General features: G+C 42.6%; 17 protein-coding genes. 6 read left to right on the top strand and 11 right to left on the bottom strand.

Features of this window, described 5'->3' with window-relative positions; translation table 11 throughout:
- The first annotated feature begins 16 nt into the window (after positions 1-16).
- From AABS66_RS11310 to AABS66_RS11320, 3 genes are all read left to right on the top strand, one after another.
- On the top strand, positions 17-2,785 hold the full coding sequence (locus AABS66_RS11310) for a secretin and TonB N-terminal domain-containing protein (RefSeq protein ID WP_349422317.1): 2,769 nt from the start codon (positions 17-19) through the stop codon (positions 2,783-2,785).
- A gap of 69 nt (positions 2,786-2,854) precedes the next feature.
- The gene (locus tag AABS66_RS11315; protein WP_430224928.1) at positions 2,855-4,561 is read left to right on the top strand and encodes an ABC transporter ATP-binding protein/permease; all 1,707 of its coding nucleotides are present in this window, start codon (positions 2,855-2,857) and stop codon (positions 4,559-4,561) included.
- Positions 4,551-7,340, top strand: coding sequence for a M16 family metallopeptidase (locus tag AABS66_RS11320; protein WP_430224929.1), 2,790 nt, complete (start codon positions 4,551-4,553; stop codon positions 7,338-7,340). Before AABS66_RS11315 ends, AABS66_RS11320 begins: the two co-directional genes overlap by 11 nt.
- A gap of 61 nt (positions 7,341-7,401) precedes the next feature.
- Here the strand turns inward: AABS66_RS11320 and AABS66_RS11325 are convergent, their stop codons facing one another.
- Entirely contained in the window at positions 7,402-8,976 is a 1,575-nt protein-coding gene (locus AABS66_RS11325) for a hypothetical protein (RefSeq protein ID WP_430224930.1), read from the bottom strand.
- A 214-nt stretch (positions 8,977-9,190) separates the two neighbouring features.
- Here AABS66_RS11325 and AABS66_RS11330 point away from each other — a divergent pair, with 214 nt between their 5' ends.
- Complete coding sequence (locus AABS66_RS11330) at positions 9,191-9,685, top strand: GNAT family N-acetyltransferase (protein ID WP_430224939.1); 495 nt, start codon at positions 9,191-9,193, stop codon at positions 9,683-9,685.
- Between the two features lie 64 nt (positions 9,686-9,749).
- On the opposite strand, the gene deoD is transcribed toward AABS66_RS11330, so the two are convergent.
- The 10 genes from deoD to AABS66_RS11380 form a co-directional block, all read right to left on the bottom strand.
- Positions 9,750-10,466 carry a purine-nucleoside phosphorylase gene (gene deoD / locus AABS66_RS11335; RefSeq protein WP_206084491.1) on the bottom strand — a complete coding sequence of 239 codons (717 nt, stop codon included), beginning with the start codon at positions 10,464-10,466 and terminating at the stop codon, positions 9,750-9,752.
- A 478-nt stretch (positions 10,467-10,944) separates the two neighbouring features.
- On the bottom strand, positions 10,945-12,168 hold the full coding sequence (deoB, locus tag AABS66_RS11340) for a phosphopentomutase (RefSeq protein ID WP_206084490.1): 1,224 nt from the start codon (positions 12,166-12,168) through the stop codon (positions 10,945-10,947).
- A 53-nt stretch (positions 12,169-12,221) separates the two neighbouring features.
- The gene (deoA, locus tag AABS66_RS11345; RefSeq protein WP_219245644.1) at positions 12,222-13,544 is read right to left on the bottom strand and encodes a thymidine phosphorylase; all 1,323 of its coding nucleotides are present in this window, start codon (positions 13,542-13,544) and stop codon (positions 12,222-12,224) included.
- A 48-nt stretch (positions 13,545-13,592) separates the two neighbouring features.
- The gene (gene deoC, locus AABS66_RS11350; protein WP_430224931.1) at positions 13,593-14,372 is read right to left on the bottom strand and encodes a deoxyribose-phosphate aldolase; all 780 of its coding nucleotides are present in this window, start codon (positions 14,370-14,372) and stop codon (positions 13,593-13,595) included.
- 495 nt (positions 14,373-14,867) lie between these two features.
- The gene (locus tag AABS66_RS11355) at positions 14,868-16,151 is read right to left on the bottom strand and encodes a NupC/NupG family nucleoside CNT transporter (RefSeq protein WP_206084786.1); all 1,284 of its coding nucleotides are present in this window, start codon (positions 16,149-16,151) and stop codon (positions 14,868-14,870) included.
- A gap of 303 nt (positions 16,152-16,454) precedes the next feature.
- Complete coding sequence (locus AABS66_RS11360) at positions 16,455-17,240, bottom strand: TatD family hydrolase (protein WP_241016852.1); 786 nt, start codon at positions 17,238-17,240, stop codon at positions 16,455-16,457.
- Entirely contained in the window at positions 17,233-18,330 is a 1,098-nt protein-coding gene (locus AABS66_RS11365) for a patatin-like phospholipase family protein (protein WP_353167304.1), read from the bottom strand. The genes AABS66_RS11360 and AABS66_RS11365 overlap by 8 nt, the downstream gene beginning before the upstream one ends.
- A 130-nt stretch (positions 18,331-18,460) precedes the next feature.
- Positions 18,461-18,871, bottom strand: a complete 411-nt coding sequence (locus tag AABS66_RS11370; RefSeq protein ID WP_206084486.1) for a BON domain-containing protein — start codon at positions 18,869-18,871, stop codon at positions 18,461-18,463.
- 197 nt (positions 18,872-19,068) lie between these two features.
- A complete protein-coding gene (gene prfC / locus AABS66_RS11375) occupies positions 19,069-20,658 on the bottom strand; it encodes a peptide chain release factor 3 (protein WP_206084485.1) in 1,590 nt (529 codons plus the stop codon).
- A 202-nt stretch (positions 20,659-20,860) separates the two neighbouring features.
- Positions 20,861-21,925 (bottom strand): tartrate dehydrogenase, encoded by a 1,065-nt coding sequence (locus AABS66_RS11380; protein ID WP_206084484.1) that lies wholly within the window; start codon positions 21,923-21,925, stop codon positions 20,861-20,863.
- A gap of 101 nt (positions 21,926-22,026) precedes the next feature.
- Here AABS66_RS11380 and AABS66_RS11385 point away from each other — a divergent pair, with 101 nt between their 5' ends.
- Together AABS66_RS11385 and AABS66_RS11390 are read left to right on the top strand one after the other, a co-directional pair.
- Entirely contained in the window at positions 22,027-22,974 is a 948-nt protein-coding gene (locus tag AABS66_RS11385) for a LysR substrate-binding domain-containing protein (RefSeq protein WP_206084483.1), read from the top strand.
- Positions 22,974-23,879 (top strand): helix-turn-helix domain-containing protein, encoded by a 906-nt coding sequence (locus AABS66_RS11390; protein WP_206084785.1) that lies wholly within the window; start codon positions 22,974-22,976, stop codon positions 23,877-23,879. Before AABS66_RS11385 ends, AABS66_RS11390 begins: the two co-directional genes overlap by 1 nt.
- The last annotated feature ends 28 nt before the right edge of the window (positions 23,880-23,907 follow it).

Here is a 23,907-nt window from a genome sequence, read left to right on the forward strand (position 1 = left end):
AGAATAAGGGATATCCATGTCTATTCAGTTTACTCAAGGCCGGTTAAAGCCGCTTGCCCTTGCTGTGGCAGTTGGTAGCGCAATAGTTTGCCAATCCGCAGCTGCACAAGAGCTGGCATTCTCACTACCCGAACAATCGCTCGCAACCTCCGTTGCAGAAATTAGCCGCCAAGGCCAAATCCAACTATTGTACGATAAAAGCCAATTAAATGGCTTGCGTGCACCTGCATTGTCTGGCAATTACTCCGCACAAACCGCATTACAAAAAATACTTATCGGTAGCGGGTTAGAACTTGTCAGTGAAAATGGCGTTTTCGTGATCCGCCAGCAAAATTTAAACCAAGGCACATTGGTTTTACCTGAAACCCAAGTCTCGGGTGTGGTTCAGAATCACCCTGCAACCGATGTGATGTCAGCACCGCAATATGTTACCGCCGAAGAAATCAGCCAAAAAAATACAGGTGATGGCAACATTACTGACCTGATGAAAACCAACCCTGCGGTGCAATTTGCCAACAACGACAGCAACTCCATGAACCAGGGGGAAATCAAACCTTCCCGCGTGTCGATCCACGGTTCAAGTAGCTACCAAAATGCCTATCGCCTTGATGGTGTGAGTTTTAATAATGACTTTGACCCTGCTGATAACGGTTTAGGGGAAACGTCAACCCGCTTAAGCAGCAGCGACCAAGGGATTTACATCGATAGCCGTCTCATTGACAGTATGACGGTGTACGATAACAACATTCCTGTCGAATTTGGTGGTTTTACGGGGGGTACCGTTGAGGTGAATAGCCGTCGCTGGCAAGGGGAAAATAGCGCCCATGCCTATTACCGCTTAACACGTTCGGGCTGGAACAACTTATTCCATGATTCAACCCAAGGCATTGATACGACTAAAAATGACACTGCCAACCCTGCGCGTTTCCAAAACCGCTATGATAAAAATGACTTTGGTGGCTGGTTTGAATTAGGTGTTAGCGAAAATTCAGGGATTGTGTTCTCTGCCTCACGCCGCAGTTCGACCATTCCGATGACAGTCACGGGGGGTGAAGCCTTTGTGCTGGAGAATAACCAAGTTGAGCCAATCACCACTGATTCGGGTAAAAAAAATCAGCGCCGTACTTCGGATAACTACTTTTTAAAATATTCATTGGATTTATCCGATAAGAGCTCATTAGATTTATCCGCTAATTACGCCAACTATGATAGCCGCCTTTTTTCGTCTTCAATCAGTAACTCAGGCTATGATTCAACGCACAATGGCTTAGGTTTTACCGCCGTATTCAAGCATCAGCTAGATTTAGGGCAGCTAGAAGTCACGGCGAATACCCAAGATTTAAAAGATGATCGAAAAAATGACCAGAAATATTCCCTAACGATCAGAGCATTCGACGACAATTGGAATATGATTGAACGCAATAGCGGAGGTCTTGGCGACTTAGAATCTAAACAGAAAACTCATGGACTAAAAACCGTGATGCGTTTTAATTCCCAAGAGGATGCACTTGGATTAACACACCAACCCACACTCGGCGCTGAGGTAAATTACACCAAAGGAACCTACGTTCGTGATCAAGACTATTTCCGTTACACCTACACTGGCGACATCATTGATAATGACTTATACGATGGTTACTTAAGTAATGTCACTCGGTTTAAAAAAGGCTCATATTCTGCGGATTATACCAATTACGCCATCTTCCTTGATGATAGCATTCAATATGGCAAATTAAATTTGCGTCCAGGGGTGCGTTTGGATCGCGATGATTTTGTCAATCGTACCAATATCGCCCCTCGTTTAAGTGGAACTTATGATGTCTTCGGTGATGGCTCAACTCAATTGATAGCAGGGGCTAACCGTTATTATGGACGTTCAATGCTCACTTATGCGTTATACGGTGCACAAAATGACGGGATGCAAAATTGCTTGGGCTATGGCAAAGATTTCGCATGTTCGCTTAACCCTGACAATAACGATTGGGATAATAAAAAAGATTACGAAGGCATCGATTCACTAAAAACTCCATATAACGATGAGCTCACCTTAGCACTGCAACAAGAGATCCTTTCGACTACATGGCGCTTGCAATACGTACACCGTGAAGGGTATGACGAAGTCAGAACTCGCACCAAATATGACACACGCGATGCCGACAAACGCAGTATTCGCATGTATGACAATGGGGGTCGTAGTTCACATGATACAGTCACTTTATCCGTGAAAAATAGTCAACCATGGGAATGGGCTGATGCCTCTCATGTTATGAATGCGTCTTTTACATGGCAACAAACAGAAAGTAATACACCAAAAGATTCAGGCTATAACTCTTTCGATCCCGCCAATAAAGTGAACCTGAATAAAGTCTGGTATGACGGTAAAGTTATAGATGCCTCAAAACTGCCTTCAACCAGCTTTAACTCACCTATCAAGTTAAACCTCGAACTCACCAGTGTCTGGGATGAATACGATGTTACTTGGTATAACCGTCTTCAATGGTGGGGAGCTCGCAGCCAAGCCGTTCGTTATGACAACTCTTATTATAGCGACCCTGAAGTGGGCCAACTACGCAAATACACCAAGCAAAACTTTGCCAGCAAATACACATGGGATACCCGCCTCGGCTGGAAACCCGACTTTGCCCATGGCTTCGGTTTCTCGGTTGAAGTGAACAACATATTGAATAATAAAAATATTGCGGACCGCTTTATGTTCGAAGACCGCGTGCTGAAGTCCTATGACCCGGGCCGTCAGTTCTGGTTACAAGTGAATTACGACCTGTAATCCACCAGCAATGTGAGCAATTAAAACAATATTAATCATTAAAATAAAACAACAAATGAATAAAACGTCATGAAGACACTGAAACAATTTTTCTATTTAGTAAAACCTTTTTGGGGGCAGCGTGCTGCCCTTTTGTGCTGGATACTACTTTTCGCCTCGCTGGGGCTAACGCTCTCATCCGTGTGGTTCAACGTCAAAATGAACATGTGGAACGGCGACTTTTATAACGCGCTACAAAAGCTTGATGGGCAAGCACTGTATGGCTTATTACAGTACTTTGTTATCTTAGTCAGCGGATTAATATTTGTAGTGGTCATGGGGAATTACCTCAAACAAATGTTGATTATCCGTTGGCGCAAGGGCATGACCGAGCAAGTCCTTGGCCGTTGGTTATCCCCCAACAGCAAACATTACCTGTTAAGGTTGACCGCCCAAGAGCCCGACAACCCAGACCAACGTATTGCCGAAGACATTCGCTTACTGATTGAATCAACCCTCAATTTGGTAGTGACATTCCTACACTCAATGTTAACACTCGTCTCATTCGCGGCAATTTTATGGACGCTCTCTGGTAGCCTGTCGTTTAACTTTGCCGATAGCGATTGGACTATCCCTGGTTATATGTTCTGGGCTTGCATCATTTATACCCTAATTGGTATCGCCCTCACCCAGTGGATTGGCTTTCCACTGCGCCGTTTGCATATGGACAAGCAGCGCCGTGAGGCAGATTACCGTACCTCGCTCATTAACTGCCGCCAACACGGTGATGCCATCGCAGGGCAACGTGGTGAAAACCAAGACAGAAAAGAGTTAATGGGGCGTTTTGGTGAAATCATCACTAACTGGAACCGTTTGATCCGCTGTGAACGAAATTTATCTTTTTACACTGTGGGTTACCAACAAGTCACCGCATTAGCACCTGTTTTATTGGCCTTGCCTAAATTCCTTGCTGGGGAAATTATGTTAGGTGGGTTAATGCAATTGCGCCAAGCGTTCACTAGCGTTGCCACCTCTTTGGGCTGGTTTATTTTCGCCTATAAAGAAATCGCGGCATGGCAAGCTACCGTCTCCCGTTTATATAACTTCGTGGTGTTATTGGAAAACGACAATAAAGCACAAGTCACTGTTGATGAGCAACATGCGCCGTTAACCGCCAAAATTAGCGTATCAACGGCAGATAACCGCCTACTGGTTGAAGATGTTAATTTTACGGCTAAACAAGGGGAACTGACTTTAATTTCAGGGCGCTCTGGCATTGGTAAATCCACCTTACTGCGCACACTTAGTGGGCACTGGCCGTTCTTTAGCGGTACGATTTCACGCACAGAGCACGTCATGTGGATCCCACAGCGCTTGTATTTACCTATCAGCCGCTTAGATAACCTATTAGCTTACCCACAAGCTGCCTGCCAATTTAACCAACACGATTTCCAGTATGCACTGACCTTAGTGGGGTTAGAAAAACTACACCATCAGTTAGCCTTAGAAACGGACTGGAACAACCGCCTATCTGGAGGCGAACAGCAACGCATTATGTTTGCGCGTTTGTTGCTTAACCGCCCGAAACTGTTGTTGCTTGATGAAACCACATCGGCGTTAGATGAAAACAGCGCATTAGAATTGCTCGCGCTGCTAAAAGCGGAACTGCACGATAGCGCGATTGTCCTCGTCAGCCACCAAAGCTTTGTCACGCAATTTGCAGAACAAAAAATTCACCTTTCAGAGTCTGTCCGTACTGACTCTTTAATGATAGGAACACCTGAATATGCTTCGTAAAATCACTTTTGTTACTTGCATCAGCTTAGTGTTGGGCGGCTGTGCAGGTCATGCTACCACTAGCCAAAATGCACAAACTTTACTGCCTGTGCGTAGCGACCTACAGCATTATAAATTAGATAACGGCCTGCAAGTTTACCTCTTACAGCGTAGCCAGCCAGGTGTTGAGCTGCGTTTATTAGTGAGTAGCGGCTCATTGCAAGAAAATGAACAGCAGCTTGGCCTTGCTCACTTTACCGAGCACATGGCGTTTAAAGGCACTAAACATTTTCCCGGCACAACGGGCTTTAAACAGCTGGAACAGCAAGGACTGAAGCTGGGTAGCCACGTCAATGCCATCACCAGTTTAAATTCCACCCTGTATAAGTTGTCGTTACCCGATGCAACCACAAAACAGGTAGAGACAGGCTTACAAGTCATGGCAGACTGGGCCTCAAATATGACGTTCGACCAAGACGCATTTGAAAAAGAACGTCCAGTGATTGTCGAGGAGTGGCGTTTACGCCAAGGGATGGGTTATCGCATTAATGATAGCCTTGAAAAACTACGTTACCACGGCAGTCGTTATGCAGAACGTAACCCGATTGGCTCCCTCGATATCGTACGCCAAGCCCCAATTGAACAAGCCAAAAACTACTATCAAACATGGTACCAACCACAGCGCATGACCCTGTTAGTGATTGGTGACTTTAATAGTTCTTCAGTTCGCAATCAGGTCAATACGTTATTTGCCTTACCTAAACCTGAAAAAGTGGCGGAAGATAACCCACAATGGAAGCAATTTGCTAGTTCCACCAATATGTTAGTGCAAGGAATTTTTGATAAGGAACAAGGTGCACGCTATGTCCAATTCGCATTGCAAAAGGATGTTAGCGCACCGCTAAATACCCGCTTAGGGCAGCAAGAAGACTTATTAGACAGTTTATGGCTCGCCATTTTAAACCAACGCTTTACGGTGATGGTAGATAACGGCGTTCTACCGTCAATCAGCATCAATGAACAAGGTGCAATGCTGGATAACCAACGTTTACAGCAACTGATGATTATCCACCCGAAAGGCAATGACTATGCAGGTGCCACGCAAATTCTGTTTACGGAATTACAACGATTAGCCACAGAGCCTGTAACCCAAGAAGAGCTCGATAGCGCAAAACAAGCGATGTTGAAAAAACTCAGTTTACAAGCCTCCTCTGAACAGCGTTACAGCAATGATTATCTGGCAGGGCAACTGACGACCGCCCTTGAGTATGACATGCCAATGTGGAATAAACGCCAGCAATTGGATGGCAGCTATCAATTGATTAATGGAATAAAACCACAAGCGTTACAGCAACACGTGGCAAAATTCCTGCAAGTGGCTTCCCCGCGCTTAGCACTGATTGGCCCAGATACTGATGCCCCAACGGTGGATAAATCCACATTTAATACCCAATGGCTCAACGCCCGCCAAAGCTCACCAGGGCCATTTACGTTGCGTTCAAAAGCGGTTACCTTGCAACTGCCTGAAGTAGTAAAAGGCACTATTGTTGAGCAAGCCAAATTGCCTGTTGATAAAACCGAGCAATGGATATTAAGTAATGGCATCAAAGTGATTGTTAAAACGGATAAAAATCTTAAAGATGATATTCAGTTTAACCTTCAATTACCAGGCGGCCGTTCCTTAGAAACCCAACAAACTACAGGTTTAACCGACTGGGCATTGAAACTGCCTGAAAGCAGTGGTTATGGTCACTACAGCGCGCGTGATTTAGCGCTGCTGGCAAAACACAACCAAATTTCGCTACGCCCTTACAGTGAGTTACTGACACACGGTTTTCGTGGTAAAACCCCTGTAGATAACCTCGAAACGGCATTGCAGCTGCTGAATTTAAAGCTCACTGCGCCGCAATTTAGCGGGGAAAAACTCGAGCAACAAAAACAGTCTTTCGCGTTAAATTTATCGAAAACTCCGGTAGAGCGAACCTTCCTCGATAATATTAATCAGGAAAGCTACACCCACGGTGAATTTTTAGTCATCAATCCACAAGGTGGCTGGCAGCAATTCACCGCACAACAATTGCAACAAGCCAATCGCCAATTACTCACGTCAACTGCAGATATGACGTTAGTCATAACAGGTGCAATGAATAGTCGTGAGCTAAAACCGCTGTTAGAGCAATGGGTTGCATCACTGCCATCTAGTGACCAAAAACTGGTATCTCGTGACCAAGGGATCATGCCCAAAATGGCCAGCTTTAATAAAACCTATCCCATCAGTAGCAGTGATAAAAGCATGGTAAGCATTCAATTTGCGGCGCCTGCGGTTTGGTCGCAACAAGATCAACTGGCACTGCAATTGATTGATACCCTTGTTAGTCAACGCTTACGCGGGGAACTACGTGAAAAAGCCAGCGGAATTTATGCGCTCGGTTTTTCGCAGATGTTAGCGAAAAAACCACAGCCTTATTACCTTGCTCGCTTGAACTTCACCACTTCCCCTGAGCGTGCGCAGGAAATGACGGCAATCGCGCAAAAAACCATTGCGCAAATTCGCCAATCGGGTGTGAGTGAAAAAGAGTTAACCGAAGCCAAAAATATTTGGTTAACAGAGAATTCGCAAGTCACTGATAGTGCGAGTTATTGGACTGAAGCACTGGCACAAATCGCTGCTGATGATGGGCAATATCAACGTTTAAACCAAGAGCAAGCTATTGTACGCCAACTCACGGTTGAAGATATAAACCGTTTGGCTGGTCAATATTTAGGGCAAAATAGCAAAGTGTTTATGATGACGCCTTAATATCAGAAAAACCAACAGTTTAGTAATGAATAAACTGTTGGTTTTATGGTGTGTCCTATTTTTAGCTAAAGAAACCTATTTTTCTCGATATAAAGCTCATTATGCTATTTTTAAATGTATTAAACCTAATAAAAATCTTTTTTTTAAATGATGTTCTTGAATCCATAATATCATCAATTTTTGATGTAATTTCTTCAGGCAAAAGTTCAAAATATTTTTTAATCTCATCATGAATTTTTCTTGGATTTACTTTTTTCAGTTTAAGTAACTTTAAAATCAAATCAAGTTTAGATGGGAAGGTATCTATATTTTCCTGACTTACTCTATCGCTTATCGTTTTATTAATTAATTCTATAGTCCTTGAAGAAACAGAGCTTTTTGTTAGGATGTTTTTTATACTTAAAATAGTCATATCCATATATTGTTTTTGAGTTTCAATATATGCATCGCGCTTACACATTTCCTCTTTTTCTTTATCATCACATTCCGATTGTAACATTTCAATATCCATATTGATTTTTTCATCAAAAAATCTCACAATATCACTATTTCCTGAATCGCTAACAAATTCAGGTAGATGCTTACTTTTTTCACCTGTAAATTCACCATTAGAAAGAAGATTGTTAATCAACCCAAGGCGCCTAATGCTTTCTATATTACGCATAGTACCTTTACTTTCTTCATCATTAATGTTTTTTATTTTTTTAATGTAATTTAAGTATTTTGACTCATTAAGCTTTAATACATCAACATGCTCATTAGTATATTTAGACAGGTTATTTCTAATAACTTTTATTGTATCTTTAGGAACATTAGAATTTTCAAGCTTATTTATAATTAAAGAAGCCACCCTTCGACAATAGGCATCATATATAGATAAGAACCGTGCATTTTGATACATAAGAAGAACCTTTTTTTTATCTTCAATGTTGCATAAAGAACTAGAAATTCTTACGAAAAAATTATCAATTTCTTTTCTTATATTATCTTCACTACCAAGTATTTCTCTAGTTCTAATATAACTCATCAAAAAACTTATATAACTCACCCCACTCTCTGACAAATTAGCTCCGCTTTCCAGTTCTTGAATTAAATCTTCAAAACTATTATATTCAACTTTTTTTATTCTTTCATTTACTCCATCACACTTAATCTCTTTATTAAAATCAACCCCTACTCCACCTTTAATATTATTTTTTATTTTCATTACAGCATTTTTAACGTCTTTTTTTATTTCCTCACAGAAACGACTTTTTACTCCTTCATTGTCATTAGCACTCTGTTCTTCCACTTCAACATTTGTAGGTTGATTAACAAACTCTTTATCATTAAAAACAGCCACTACTTCTTTATTTATATTTTCTTTTTTTAAAAACTCATTGCACTCTTTCAACCCTTCTTTGAAATATTTATCAATTTTCTTTTTAGCTTTCCCTTTAGACTCCACATTCCAAGCATCATTTATTTCACTCCACCCAGAATCACCCTTATTTTTAATTTCTTTTATTTTATTTATAATAACATGGCTATTCCCCTCAAAAAAATCTGGTTTTTCTTTTATTTTAATTACCATATCCTTTAATGGCATAGATAAATATTTTTGGTCATCAAATTTTTGTTTTCCAAAAATTGTCATATCAATCCCCCTCTAACATTCGTTTTATTTTTAAATAAAAATTTATATATCATAAAAATAGTATAGTGATAGATTAGTCTTTTATATCAAATAACGATTATAAAACGTTTACTTTATTTCATCGTTTTTTATGTAATAAGTCTTATATCTCATTGACATAAAATAATTTTGATGTGATTAATATATTCTAGAAACGACAATAATGAGTAAAGTAATGAACAACGTAACCATCCGCAGAGCAACACTGAACGATGTGCCTGCAATCACCAAAATGCACGCGGACTATTCGGCGTATGCCAACACCTTACAACTACCATACCCAACGACAAAAACGTGGGAAGCACGCCTTGGGACGAATGACCCACTCGTTACCCAGTTTGTCGCCACCATTAATGAAGACGTTGTGGGTTTGCTGACCATCAGCCAGCCGGGTCAAGTTCGCCGCCGCCATGTGGCAACCTTCGGGATTACCGTTAGTGAAGCCCACCAAGGCAAAGGTATTGGCTCACAACTGATGCAAGTGATGGTGGATTATTGCGATAACTGGTTGAATGTGCGCCGTATTGAATTGGAAGTATTTGCCGACAACGATAATGGCATTGGCTTATATAAGAAATTTGGCTTCGAGCAAGAAGGTAGAATGCGTGATTATGCATTCCGTGATGGGCAATACGTTGATGCCGTGATGATGAGCAGGATCAAAAAATAGCGATAAAAAAATGCCACACAATACGTGGCATTTTAAAGAAATCATCTCGGTATTTCGCTAACGACTATTTGTCGCCTAACAGCACCGAATCCAGCGCAATTTCAATCATTTCGTTGAATGTTGTTTGACGTTCGTCAGAAGTGGTTTGCTCGCCTGTTTTGATGTGATCAGATACAGTACAGATAGCCAGTGCGCGCGCACCGTATTCTGCCGCAACACCATAGATACCCGCAGCTTCCATCTCTACACCTAAGATGCCGTATTTTTCCATCACTTTGAACATGTCTGGATCTGGCGTATAGAACAGGTCAGCAGAGAACAGGTTACCCACACGGACGTTAACTTTTCTGGCTTTTGCCGCTTCAACCGCGTTGTGAACTAAATCATAATCTGCGATTGCCGCGAAATCTTGGTCTTTGAAACGCAGGCGGTTAACTTTAGAGTCTGTGCAAGCACCCATACCGATAACAACATCACGCAGTTTCACATCATCCATCACTGCACCACATGAACCTACACGGATAATCACTTTCACACCGAAATCGGTGATCAATTCTTTTGCATAGATTGAACAAGAAGGGATACCCATGCCGTGACCCATAACAGAAATCTTACGACCTTTATAAGTCCCTGTAAAACCTAACATGCCACGAACATTGTTCACTTGACGGACATCTTGCAGGAAAGTTTCTGCGATGTATTTTGCACGTAATGGATCACCTGGCATCAGAACGACATCAGCGAAATCACCCATTTCTGCATTAATATGTGGAGTTGCCATGATTATTTCCCTTTAAACAATAAAATTTTTTAAAATAAATAAGGTGGTCCCCCACCTTATTATTAGAATCAGTATGCCATTACCCTAAGCAATGTAAATTTTAGCCAACACCGTACAGCTCAAAGTATGACGGTAAAGTTTGCTCATTACTCTAAGCAACTTATTACCCTAAGTAACTTATTACCCTAGATAATTTGAGTTGTAGCTAGGCGGCTAGCAAAACCATCCCTATGAGCATACACAAGTATGTGATTAGGGTGGATTTGTGCAACCAACACCGTACAGCTCAAAGTATGACGGTAAAGTTTGCTCATTACTCTAAGCAACTTATTACCCTAAGTAACTTATTACCCTAGATAATTTGAGTTGTAGCTAGGCGGCTAGCAAAACCATCCCTATGAGCATACACAAGTATGTGATTAGGGTGGATTTGTGCAGCCAACACCGCTACAGCTCAAAGTATGACGGGTAATTAGGATTAAAGCATTGGTTTGCCGTAATCCATTGGAGACAAATCAAAATACTTAGCGACTGTCTGACCAATATCTGCGAACGTTTCGCGGTGACCTAATGAACCTGGTTTCACTTTTGGTCCATAAACCAGAACAGGAATGTGCTCACGAGTATGGTCAGTTCCTGGCCAAGTTGGGTCACAACCGTGGTCAGCAGTTAAAATCAGAATGTCATCTTCTTTAACCAGTTTCATTAATTCAGGTAAGCGACGGTCAAATAATTCGAGTGCTGCGGCATAGCCAGCAACATCACGGCGGTGGCCGTAAGCTGAGTCAAAGTCAACAAAGTTAGTGAATACGATGGTGTTATCACCCGCCAGTTTCATTTCTTCTACTGTTGCATCAAACAGTGCATCGATACCTGTTGCTTTGATTTTCTTAGTGATACCAACGTGCGCATAAATATCCGCAATTTTGCCGATAGAAACGACTTCACCTTGTTTCTCATCCACTAATTTTTTCAGTACAGTTGGTGCTGGTGGCTCAACCGCTAAATCGTGACGGTTGCCCGTACGCGAGAAGTTACCTGCTTTATCACCCACAAATGGACGCGCGATAACACGACCAATGTTATAACCACCTTTGGTTAACTCTTCACGTGCGATTTCGCACAGCTCATACAGTTTGTCTAAGCCATACGTTTCTTCGTGGCACGCAATTTGGAATACAGAGTCTGCAGAAGTATAGAAAATTGGTTTCCCAGTTTTCATGTGCTCTTCACCCAGTTGGTCTAGGATGACAGTACCAGATGAATGGCAGTTACCTAAGTAGCCTGGCAGGTTGGCTTTTTTAACTAAAGTATCTAGCAGTTCTTGTGGAAAGCTGTTTTCTTCGTCAGAGAAATATCCCCAATCGAATAACACAGGTACACCTGCTATTTCCCAGTGGCCTGATGGGGTATCTTTACCAGAAGAAATCTCGCTTGCGTAACCATATGCACCGATAATTTCAGCATTAGGATCAAGACCCGCAGGGAATGAACCGCTTGATTCTTCTCCTGCTTTACCTAAACCTAATTTTGTTAAATTAGGTAAATGCAGAGGCCCTTTACGACCAATATCCGCTTCGCCGCGTGCACAAGCATCTGCAATGTGACCCAATGTATTTGAGCCTTCATCACCAAATTTATGTGCATCGTGTGCAGCGCCGATCCCAAAGGAATCCAAAACCATAATAAATGTGCGTTTCATATTTTTCTCCTGCGGTATTTATTAGAACGATATACCACTAAAATCTATTTGTATTACTCGCTGATTTGGCGATAAACCATCGGCGTTTGCTCTGGGGAATTTTCACCAATTACCATTGCTGCGCGCACTTCTTTTGCCGCTTCTTCCCATGCTTTTTCACTGTTTGCATGGATAATTGCCAATGGTGTTTGTGTATCCACTTTCGCGCCGAGTGCCGCGATATCACTCAAACCAACACTGTAGTCAATTGGGTCAGTTGCTTTACGGCGACCGCCGCCTAATGTCACAACGGACATCCCCAATGCACGCGTATCCATTTGCGTGATAATACCGTCTTTCGGTGCATAAACTGCTTTGCTCAGCACAGCAGTTGGTAGGTATTTGTCATAATTTTCAACAAAATCTGCTGGGCCTTTTTGTGCTGCAACCATACGACCAAACACTTCTGCCGCTTTACCGTTATCCAGCACCGCTTGCAGTTTTTGGCGAGCCTCTTCACGAGTAGCCGCTAACGAGCCTGAAACCAGCATTTCCACACAAAGTGCCATTGTCACTTCATACAGACGCGGGTTGCGGTATTCGCCAGTTAAGAATTGCACTGCTTCGCGCACTTCAACCGCATTACCCGCACTGGACGCCAATACTTCGTTCATGTCGGTTAACAATGCCGTCGTTTTACATCCTGCGCCATTTGCCACTTTGACAATTGACTCTGCCAGTTCTTCTGATTTCTCATAGGTTGGCATAAATGCACCAGAGCCGACTTTTACGTCCATAACTAAGGCATCAAGGCCTTCAGCCAGTTTTTTACCTAAAATGGATGCCGTAATCAGCGGAATCGAGTCAACTGTTGCAGTAATATCACGGGTTGCATAAAAACGTTTATCTGCTGGCGCTAATGAATTGGTTTGCCCAATAATTGCCACACCCACATCTTTAATAATGTCACGGAAACGAACATCATCAGGAAAGATGTCGAAATTAGGGATAGCTTCCAGCTTATCCAACGTACCACCTGTATGACCCAGACCACGGCCTGAAATCATAGGGACATAACCGCCACATGCAGCGACCATTGGGCCTAGCATCAGCGAAGTCACATCACCAACACCGCCTGTAGAGTGCTTGTCCACCAACGGGCCGTTAAGGTTGAGTGATTTCCAATTCAGCACCGTTCCTGAATCACGCATAGCCAGCGTCAGTGCAACACGCTCAGGCATCGTCATATCGTTAAAATAGATGGTCATTGCCAGTGCAGCAATTTGACCTTCCGAAACAGAATTATCACGAACACCATTGATAAAAAAGCGAATTTCCTCTTCGCTTAATGGTTTACCATCGCGTTTTTTACGAATAATTTCTTGTGCCAGAAACACGATATACTCCTTTAAAGTCGAATTTATCGGCTAACAATAATGCGAAAATTAATAACTGCTGCTTGATTTTTTAACGTCGTAACCCAGCGTGTTTAATAAATTTGCTAATAAGCTTGATGCGCCAAAACGGAAGTGGCGGCTATCAGCCCAATTGTCACCTAAAATTCGGCCTGCTAATGCTAAGTAATCAGCCGCTTCTTCTGCGGTACGTACACCACCAGCAGGTTTGAAACCAACGGTTTTTGCAACGCCCATATCACTGATGACTTGCATCATGATTTCTGCACTTTCTAATGTTGCGTTAACAGGCACTTTACCTGTTGAGGTTTTGATAAAGTCAGCACCAGCTTTAATTGAAATTTCAGACGCTTTACGAATTAACGCAGCATCTTTTAATTCACCCGTTTCAATAATCACTTTCAGTAACACATTGGCAGCTGCACATGCGTCTTTACACGCTTTGACTAAATCAAAACCAATTTGTTCATTGCCTGCGATCAGCGCACGGTATGGGAATACAACGTCAATTTCATCCGCACCATAAGCGATAGCGGCTTTAGTTTCTGCTAATGCGATTTCAATATCATCATTACCGTGTGGGAAGTTGGTTACGGTCGCGATGCGAACGTCAGGCGTACCTTGCTCACGCAAAGTTTTACGCGCAATTGGAATAAAACGAGGGTAGATACAAATTGCCGCTGTGTTGCCAGCAGGGCTTTTGGCTTGATGACATAATGCGATCACTTTTGCATCAGTGTCGTCATCATTCAATGTGGTTAAATCCATCAGGGTCAGCGCGCGTTGTGCGGCTGCTTTTAAATCAGTCATATAACTCTCCAACGTTATTAATTCTTCAGAACGACACGTTCTTTGTTGGCGAGCGGGCTTGGTTCCTTAAAGATGCCAGCCGGATGCTTCCGAACTGAGCAGCTGAGTTCCTTCTCACCGCACGATGCCCTAGAGTCATTCGACTCTGAGAACTAGCAGTTCCATTAGCAGCTTACTAGTGTCTATTTGACCATGGAACAGCGTCACTTTATGTGCTACAAATCACATTAATCGACTGAATGTTACATTATTAAATATAATTATGTGAATAAGATCTCATTATACCCGATCTATCTGTTAATTTATTCACTCAAATGGCTTTTCTAACCTTAAACAATCATTAATTGACTAAGTTAAGAATAGTTGAAATTCTGCCTTTGAATATAAAAGATAGCAAAAGAATATAACCGATAAAAATAAAAGCGAAAGAGCTACACCCTTCCGCTTCTATAGTGAACAGGCTGAATAAACCTGCCTAAAATCTTACACGATGCTTTATGCTACCGCGGCTGCCCCCAAGGTCAAGAAGAAGCCAGCAATAGTCGCACTCATTAAGTTAGACAATGTTCCTGCCATAACAGCTTTCATGCCAAGACGCGCAACGTCGCCACGGCGATTTGGTGCCATTCCGCCTAAACCACCCAGCAAAATTGCCACTGACGATAAGTTCGCAAAACCACACAATGCGAATGAAATAATGGCTTTTGTATGATCAGACAGTACTTGCTTACCTGCCGCAATCACTTCTGCATCGGCCTTCATGTATTCACCGAAATTCATGAAGGCAACAAATTCATTCACAACAATTTTTTGACCAATAAATGAGCCCGCAATAGTGGCTTCACTCCACGGCACACCAATTAAGTAAGCGATAGGCGCAAACAACCAACCTAATAGCAACTCAAGGGACAGCTGAGGATAATCAAACCAGCCACCAATACCACCTAAAATACCGTTGATTAATGCAATCAATGCAATGAACGCTAATAACATTGCGCCAACATTCAATGCTAATTGCATCCCTGACGATGCTCCCGCTGCTGCGGCATCAATAATATTTGCAGGACGTTCATCTTCTGCAACTAAATCAGTCGCGTTAACTCTATCGCGCGCATCTTCTGTTTCAGGAACCATCAGTTTTGCGAATAACAGACCACCAGGTGCTGCCATAAATGATGCGGCAATCAAGTATTCCATTGGCACGCCCATTTGTGCGTAACCCGCTAACACAGAACCCGCCACTGACGCTAAACCACCACACATAATCGCGAACAGTTCAGAAGTGGTCATGGTTGCAATATAAGGACGAACAACTAAAGGTGCTTCAGTTTGACCCACGAAAATGTTCGCCGTCGCAGATAAGGACTCAGTTCGTGATGTGCCAAGAACTTTCTGTAAACCGCCACCCAATACTTTAATCACCAACTGCATGATACCTAAGTAATAAAGTACAGCGATCAACGATGAGAAAAACACAATGATAGGCAGAACGCGAAAAGCAAAAATAAAGCCGCCACCGCCAAATAATTCAAACATTTTGTCGGACACTAAGCCGCCAAAAATAAAGCTCATACCATCTTGACCATATCCGATGACTTTAGAAACACCATCAGACATCCCTTGTAGCACGCTGCGCCCAGCAGGGACATATAACACTAATGCGCCGATTGCCAACTGGATAATAAAAGCACCACCTACAGTGCGAAGTCTTATCGCTCGGCGATTGCTAGAAAATAGGATAGCTATCGCGATGAGTACCGCCATTCCTATAATACTCATAATGAGTTGCATGGAAGGATCCCTGTTCACTTGATTCTAGGTTGATATATAAGGAAACGTGTAAGTCGCCTTGTCTCTTTGTGTGATGATTATACCTAGTCATCATGAATAACTCGCAATGTTCATCACAAATACGAGGTGCAAGAAACACTGAAAATTCAAATAATGTGATAAAAATCACAAAACTGAGTCAGTTTTATCTGGAAAGGCCCTAAAGGTGCCATAAGTCGTAGTAAAAGCTGAATGGATTAAATCAGATGGGAAACAGATTTATATAAGTATTACTTATCGTTTTAACTGTTTTTACTTTGTCAGATTAAATAACGACAGGCTATTATTGTAAAGTTGTTGAGCGATTTCTTCTGGAGATTCGTGGCGAAGCTCACAAAATGAACGAAAAACCCACTCAAGACGCTCTGGCCGATTGGGCTCTCCCTGGAAACCTGAAACAGGCATATCTGGCGCATCAGTTTCAAACAATAATGATGTGAGTGGTAATTGCGACATCACATAGCGAGTTTTATTAGCGCGCTTATAGGTTATCGTTCCCCCTACACCAATATAATAACCAAGTTTAACAAAAGCTTGAGCTTGGGATAAGCTCCCCGAAAAACCATGTACCACACCGCGAGCAGGCACATCAATACGGCGCAATATCGCTGCTAGTGGGTCATGCGTTTTGCGGGAATGCAAAATGACAGGTAAATCAAACTGCTTTGCCAGCTTAAGTTGCGCGATTAACAATTGCTGTTGGCGCTCAAACTGCGGGTTTGGCATGTATAGATCGAGTCCAATTTCCCCTACTGCCACGCAGTTTTTATTTTTCTGCTGAAGGTAATCCACTAATACATCAAAATGTGCATCTTGATACTGACTGATATACAGAGGATGAAACCCCATCGCTGCATGCAATTGTGGGTATTGCTGCGCCAATTGCCATACACGAGCGAAGTTATCTAAACTCACCGTAGGAATAACAATCTGTTCTACGCCACTTTGTTGTGCAAGGTGCAAGCTTTCGCTAAGCGCATCACTAAAAGGCGGAAAATCAAAATGGCAGTGTGTATCAATAAATTGTGGTTTATCCATTACGATTTTCATTCACTGGCAATATAATTGAAGGTGCCTCGACAAGCTCTGGCACTAAGTCTTCAGGCACTGATGCATTTTGCTCTGAAGGTTCGATATCAATCTCAAGGGGATTGAGTTCCATCTTCCGCGCCAAAGTGCGACTGAAGCTGTTTTGACTCTGATTAAACCCTGCACCAAGAGCAGCAATGAAATAACGCCCACAACGTCGCCCTGTATGATAGTCTTCATTTAAGGAAGAGACTTTACTCCCCAACGCACTACTTTTTAGCGGAACAGGTGGGTAAATTTCGAAAACTTGCACATCTTTAGGCGGATTTTCAATAAATTCTTGCGTCTTACGATAGCTTTTCAGATGCACTTTCAACATCGCCGCCATGCGCTGTAATCCGTTATTCTCACCTTCCAACCAGCGCGTCATTCTTTTCACCCATTCAGGGGTGAAATACATTTGGGATGGCACAGTACGGATCACCACAATTGTTTCAGCCCCGCGTCGGTAGGCTTCTTCAACAGGGATTGCCGCACTAATCCCACCATCGTGGTATAACGTGCCATCAAATTCAACGCCTTCGCGGTAGAACCCAGGGATTGCACTCGATGCACGAATAATATCCAGCCAAGTATCTGCATTGGGTTGTAAAAACTCAGCAGAAAAATTATCACTACGGCTAGCCCCCATATAAAATTCACGGCCTGAATCCAAGAGATCCAGCCCCGCTTCCATTCTCAAAGGGAACTCTTTTGCTGTGGTTTCTATCAACCAATCGAGGTCAATGAGGTGACCCCCACGGATAAAACGTAGTGGATTAAAAAACGCAGAATTGGTGGTATAACGGGTGATCACACGGCGAGCGTAGCCTGCTTGCCCGCAAATATAAGCAGACAAATTTTGCGCCCCTGCGGAGGTACCAATCATTAAATCAAATGGATTAAAGTCAGAAATCAGAAACTCGTCCAGTACACCTGCAGTAAAAATCCCTCGCTGCCCGCCACCTTCACAAATCAATGCGGTTTTTCCTGAGTTGATATTATCTAAAAATGCGAGAGGCTCAATAGTGCCTAAAGTGACTGAAACGTGTTTTCCCATAATACACCTGAATGAATTGAATAGCGTTCATGACTCAAAAACAGAATGAGCTTCCCTTTGAAAGCTCATTCTATCGGCATTGTACAATAAACATTCATCAATTCGGGCTATTGAGACATTTATTTACAGATTAGTTAGCAAGCACTAATCCATTTTGCACAGATTTCACGCCATTAACGCGGGAAGCGACCTGCGTAATTTTATCGATTTGGTCAGCTGATTTCACAAAACCCGAGAGATAGACTACACCGTTAACAGTTTTGACGGATACACTATTGCTGGAAATTCCCTTGGTGCCCAGTAATTTTCCTTTCACATCTGCAGTAATTGCCGAATCATCAATGTATTCGCCCGTATTTTTTGCGCCGCTAGAAATAGCATTCCCCGTATCTTTACCTGCCATTTCAACGGTTTTGGCCGCACTGTCCCACGTTTCAGAAGCTTGTTTTTTCAGCGCGCCGTCTGATGATGAGCTGCATGCAGTGAGTGCAAAGCTCAATCCAATAGCAGTAAAACTACTTAATAGCATTGCCTTTTTCATAGGAACCTTCCTTTCACTGTGGTAAACGAGTTAACGTTACTAGCCTAAGTAAAAAAACAGAAAAAATAAAGTGGTTCAAGGGTAAAGACAGAATATTCTTGATGAAATAGTTTTAAAGATAGGAAAAGGCTCTCTAAAAGAGCATCAGGAAGAGATAACCCGCTACTTCATGATGAAATAGCGGGTTAAAAACAAGACTAGTGCTCGCGTGTTTTACGGAACCGAACGTCTGGGTAACGTTCGCTGGTCAGGTTGAGGTTCACCATCGTTGGTGCGATATACGATAAGTTATCACCGCCATCAAGGGCTAAGTTTTGCTCATTTTTGCGCTTAAATTCTTCGAATTTCTTCGCATCATCGCACTCAACCCAACGTGCCGTTGAAACGTTAACAGCTTCGTAAATCGCTTCAACGTTGTATTCACTTTTCAGGCGCGAAACGACCACGTCAAACTGTAGTACCCCTACCGCACCGACGATTAAATCGTTATTGGTTAATGGACGGAACACCTGCACCGCACCTTCTTCAGATAACTGAACCAGCCCTTTCAGCAGCTGTTTTTGCTTCAGTGGATCACGTAAACGAATGCGACGGAACAGCTCTGGTGCAAAGTTCGGGATACCCGTGAATTTGAGTTCTTCACCTTGGGTGAACGTATCACCAATTTGAATCGTCCCGTGGTTATGCAAACCAATGATATCCCCAGCGTAGGCATTTTCGACCTGAGAACGATCCCCTGCCATAAAGGTTAATGCATCGGAAATTACCACGTCTTTTTTGATTCGCACTTGGCGTAACTTCATTCCTTTTTCGTAGGTGCCTGAAACAATACGCATAAACGCAACGCGGTCACGGTGTTTCGGGTCCATATTAGCTTGGATTTTAAAGACGAAGCCCGTGAATTTTTCTTCTGTGGCTTCAACTTCACGCACGTCAGTTTGGCGGGCTTGTGGTGCTGGCGCCCACTCGACCAAGCCGTCTAACATGTGGTCAACACCAAAGTTACCTAATGCGGTACCGAAGAAAACAGGGGTCAATTCCCCTTCTAAAAACGCATCATGGTCAAATTCGTGGGAAGCGCCTTGAACTAGCTCTAACTCATCACGCAATTGTGCAGCCAATTCATCACCCACCGCCGCATCTAAATCAGGGTTATTTAACCCTTTGATGATACGAACTTCTTGAATTGTATGACCTTGACCTGTTTGGTAAAGAATCGTCTCATCACGCAGTAAATGATAAACCCCCTTGAATAACTTACCGCAACCAATAGGCCAAGTGATTGGACAACAAGCAATTTTCAGCTCATTTTCCACTTCATCCAGTAGTTCCATTGGATCACGAATATCACGGTCGAGTTTATTCATGAAAGTCAGAATTGGCGTGTCACGCAGACGGGTAACTTCCATCAGTTTACGAGTACGATCCTCAACCCCTTTACCAGAGTCAATAACCATTAAGCAGCAGTCAACAGCAGTTAACGTACGATAGGTATCTTCAGAGAAGTCTTCGTGCCCTGGGGTATCCAGTAAGTTAACTAAGCAATCATTGTACGGAAACTGCATCACAGATGTGGTAATCGAAATACCACGCTGTTTTTCCATTTCCATCCAGTCGGATTTTGCATGCTGATTGGAGCCACGGCCTTTTACTGTACCTGCACGTTGAATAGCGTGCCCGAACAGCAATACTTTTTCTGTAATCGTGGTTTTACCCGCATCGGGGTGAGAGATGATAGCAAACGTTCTACGCGTGCTAACTTCCTGTAGAAAATTCTGATCTGTCATTTAACCGTTCTTTTCGTCTGAATACAGATTTATAGCGGCACGCATCTTAGCTTAATGTAGCATTTAGCGGTGCAAATCCGTCTTGTTAAACATAATTGGCGGATATTTTCGCAGATCTTGGGGGTATTAACAATCAAAGCATCGAGGTATGACAAAAACAATACCCCGATGAGACATAAAAATGACTTAAATAACGAACGGATTACGACAAAATCAATTGAGTGATTTCATCGCCTAACGCCTGAGTACTTGCATTACCGCCCATATCACGGGTTAAGTGACGGCGCTCTTTGATCGCCGTTTCCACCGCAACCATAATGCTATCGTGCATTTCAGGGCAACCTAAGTGTTGCATCATCATCGCTGCCGCCCAAATCGTCCCTATTGGATTAGCAATATTTAACCCTGCAATGTCAGGGGCTGAGCCATGGACTGGCTCAAACATCGATGGGAAGTCTTTTTCTGGGTTGATATTGGCAGACGGTGCAATCGCAATGGTCCCTGTACAAGCAGGGCCTAAATCAGACAAAATGTCCCCAAATAAATTTGACCCAACAATCACATCGTAAAACTCTGGCATACGCACTAAGTTTGCCGCAAAAATATCAATGTGAAATTGATCGACTTTAATCTCTGGGTAGTGTTTTGCCATTTCTGCCACGCGGCTATCCCAATACGGCATGGAGTGGAATAATCCGTTAGATTTAGTGGCTGAACTCAGGTGTTTTTTCTCACGAGTTTGCGCTAATTCAAACGCATATTTTAAAATGCGGTCAGTGCCTTTGCGGGTAAAAATACTTTGTTGCAGCACCATTTCATCTTCAGTGCCTTCATATTGAATACCACCAATAGCAGAGTATTCTCCTTCTACGTTTTCACGCACCACATAAAAATCAATATCCCCTGGTTTTTTATCCGCCAGTGGACATTTGATCCCATCAAATAAGCGAACTGGGCGCAGGTTAACATACTGGTTAAATGCACGGCGAATAGGCAACAATAAACCCCATAACGAAATATGGTCTGGTACACCAGGGAAACCTACAGCACCAAGAAAAATCGCATCAAACTTTTTCAGTTGTTCTAAACCGTCTTCTGGCATCATACGCCCAGTGCGGTGATAGGTTTCACATGACCAATCAAATTGTGTAAAGTTGAGTTTTACATTGTGTTTGCTTGCTGCGGCTTGTAAAACTTTTAACCCCTCGGGGATCACTTCCGTACCAATACCATCGCCAGGAATAACCGCTATGTTGAATTGTGACATGGTGAAAACCTCTGATAAATGAATTAGGTGTGTTTTTCTCCAGTTTAGGGATTGCTGTGATAAAGTATAGACATGAACTGTAATCCTTAGGTTTACAAACTATGAACAAGCTCCCTGCGTTAGAGGACATTCGCGTTTTTGTCACTGTCGCCCACTTAATGAGTTTTTCTCAAGCGGCAGCACAGCTATTGGTTTCACCTGCCTATATTTCTAAACGAATCAAACTGTTGGAAGAAAATCTTGGGCAAACGCTATTTTTTCGAAGTGCACGCTCAATTAAGCTCACGCATGAAGGGCAAATTATTCTACGCAGCAGCGAATTGATGTTAGCGGAACTTGAACATATGCAAGAAACGCTCAATGCTTGCCGTGAAGAAATTCGTGGTACACTGCGGATCAGTTGTAGCACAGGGTTTGGCAGCACTTATATCAATCCGTTTATCCTATCATTACGCGCTCAGTACCCTTTATTAGCTATCGACCTGACGTTAACAGATAAATCCGTCGATATTATTAATGAAAACATTGATGTGGATATTTGTATCGGAGGCACTATCTCCGATCAGTTTATTGCACGGCGTATCGCTGCCAATCAACGCATACTCTGTGCCGCACCTCGCTATTTAGAAAAAAATGGCTATCCAGTATATCCACAAGAACTTGAACAAAAACATTCTTGTATTGCGATTAAAGAACGCAATCAAGCCCCCGCGGTGTGGAAATTAGCCCACAACCAAGAAAGTATGACCGTTAGCCCAAACAGTCAACTCACCGTGAATAATGGTGAGGTTGCAAAGCAATGGTGTTTAAGTGGGGAAGGCATCCTACTGCGATCATTGTGGAGCGTCTTGCCAGAATTAGAATCTGGACAGTTAGTGCGTGTTCTCCCAGAATGGTACCAAACCGCAGATGTTTATGCCGTTTATTCGAGAAGTATTCGAACAAGTGCTAATCTTAGAGTTTTCATTGAAAATCTCGAACAATACCTTGCGACCCATTTGCAAAATGGATTTATGGCAACACCTTCAGTAAAGGTTGATAGCAATTGATGACAGAAACTGAGACATTCAAAGAACGTTTATTAAAATTACTCAAACAAAAGAAAATGAGCCAACTTAAGGCGGCACAAGCCCTTGGCGTCTCCCGAACCGCCGTCAATAAGTGGACAAAAGGTGGTATGATCGACGAAGACAACCTTGATAAATTGGCAACGTTACTGGATGTCGATAAAATTTGGTTAAAATACGGCGAATATACGAACAACCAAATCACGGTCACCAATGCAGGGGTGATGCGTAACATCAACGAAGTGCACCTGCAAGAATCTGCCGATATCGTAACGTGGGAGTGGGATTTGCTCACAGGGGAATTGAACTACTCAGATAATGTCGAAGCCGTTTATGGCATTAAAATTACGACTAATGAAGATTTTTGGGCATTGATGGCGCCTGAGTCCAAAGAGAAGCTGGTGAATGGTTACTCAAAAATCATTCGTGAAGGCGGTGCCCATGAGATGGATTTTAAAATTAACTGGGAAGGCGAGTACCGTTGGATCACTTCTCGCGCCACAGGGGTTAAAGGGCCAAATGGTAAAGTCACTAAATTGGTTGGGATCAGCCTTGATAATACCGAACGCAAGAATAGCGAATTACGCCTACGAAAAATTAAGTGCTATTTTGATGTTTTACTCTCCCACTTCAATTACTTAGTCGCTTTCACTGACAAAGCTGGTGAAATTCTTGCCAGTAACTTAAGTAGCCAATCCACTGAAATTGACTACCTCGAACTGCAACGTTTATTGTACCAACTCATCATTAATCACAAAACATGGCTAGAAGAAGTGTGCCAAACAGGCCGTGGACAAATTGTGTTTCAAGATAAACAAATTACTGCATATCAACATTTTAATGATGAAAACCAACCCTTTTTGATGTTTGAACTCAAACCAATTTAATACTCCCCCCACAAACAACGGTGGGGGA

Origin of the sequence: Providencia sp. SP181 (genome assembly GCF_050446505.1) — a bacterium.
Classification (GTDB): Bacteria; Pseudomonadota; Gammaproteobacteria; order Enterobacterales; family Enterobacteriaceae; genus Providencia; species Providencia vermicola.

Coding starts and splice junctions, on each gene's coding strand:
- AABS66_RS11310 (WP_349422317.1), top strand. CDS start 17: ATGTCTATTCAGTTTACTCAAGGCCGGTTAAAGCCGCTTGCCCTTGCT.
- AABS66_RS11315 (WP_430224928.1), top strand. CDS start 2,855: ATGAAGACACTGAAACAATTTTTCTATTTAGTAAAACCTTTTTGGGGG.
- AABS66_RS11320 (WP_430224929.1), top strand. CDS start 4,551: ATGCTTCGTAAAATCACTTTTGTTACTTGCATCAGCTTAGTGTTGGGC.
- AABS66_RS11325 (WP_430224930.1), bottom strand. CDS start 8,976: ATGACAATTTTTGGAAAACAAAAATTTGATGACCAAAAATATTTATCT.
- AABS66_RS11330 (WP_430224939.1), top strand. CDS start 9,191: ATGAACAACGTAACCATCCGCAGAGCAACACTGAACGATGTGCCTGCA.
- deoD (WP_206084491.1), bottom strand. CDS start 10,466: ATGGCAACTCCACATATTAATGCAGAAATGGGTGATTTCGCTGATGTC.
- deoB (WP_206084490.1), bottom strand. CDS start 12,168: ATGAAACGCACATTTATTATGGTTTTGGATTCCTTTGGGATCGGCGCT.
- deoC (WP_430224931.1), bottom strand. CDS start 14,372: ATGACTGATTTAAAAGCAGCCGCACAACGCGCGCTGACCCTGATGGAT.
- AABS66_RS11355 (WP_206084786.1), bottom strand. CDS start 16,151: ATGAGTATTATAGGAATGGCGGTACTCATCGCGATAGCTATCCTATTT.
- AABS66_RS11360 (WP_241016852.1), bottom strand. CDS start 17,240: ATGGATAAACCACAATTTATTGATACACACTGCCATTTTGATTTTCCG.
- AABS66_RS11365 (WP_353167304.1), bottom strand. CDS start 18,330: ATGGGAAAACACGTTTCAGTCACTTTAGGCACTATTGAGCCTCTCGCA.
- AABS66_RS11370 (WP_206084486.1), bottom strand. CDS start 18,871: ATGAAAAAGGCAATGCTATTAAGTAGTTTTACTGCTATTGGATTGAGC.
- prfC (WP_206084485.1), bottom strand. CDS start 20,658: ATGACAGATCAGAATTTTCTACAGGAAGTTAGCACGCGTAGAACGTTT.
- AABS66_RS11380 (WP_206084484.1), bottom strand. CDS start 21,925: ATGTCACAATTCAACATAGCGGTTATTCCTGGCGATGGTATTGGTACG.
- AABS66_RS11385 (WP_206084483.1), top strand. CDS start 22,027: ATGAACAAGCTCCCTGCGTTAGAGGACATTCGCGTTTTTGTCACTGTC.
- AABS66_RS11390 (WP_206084785.1), top strand. CDS start 22,974: ATGACAGAAACTGAGACATTCAAAGAACGTTTATTAAAATTACTCAAA.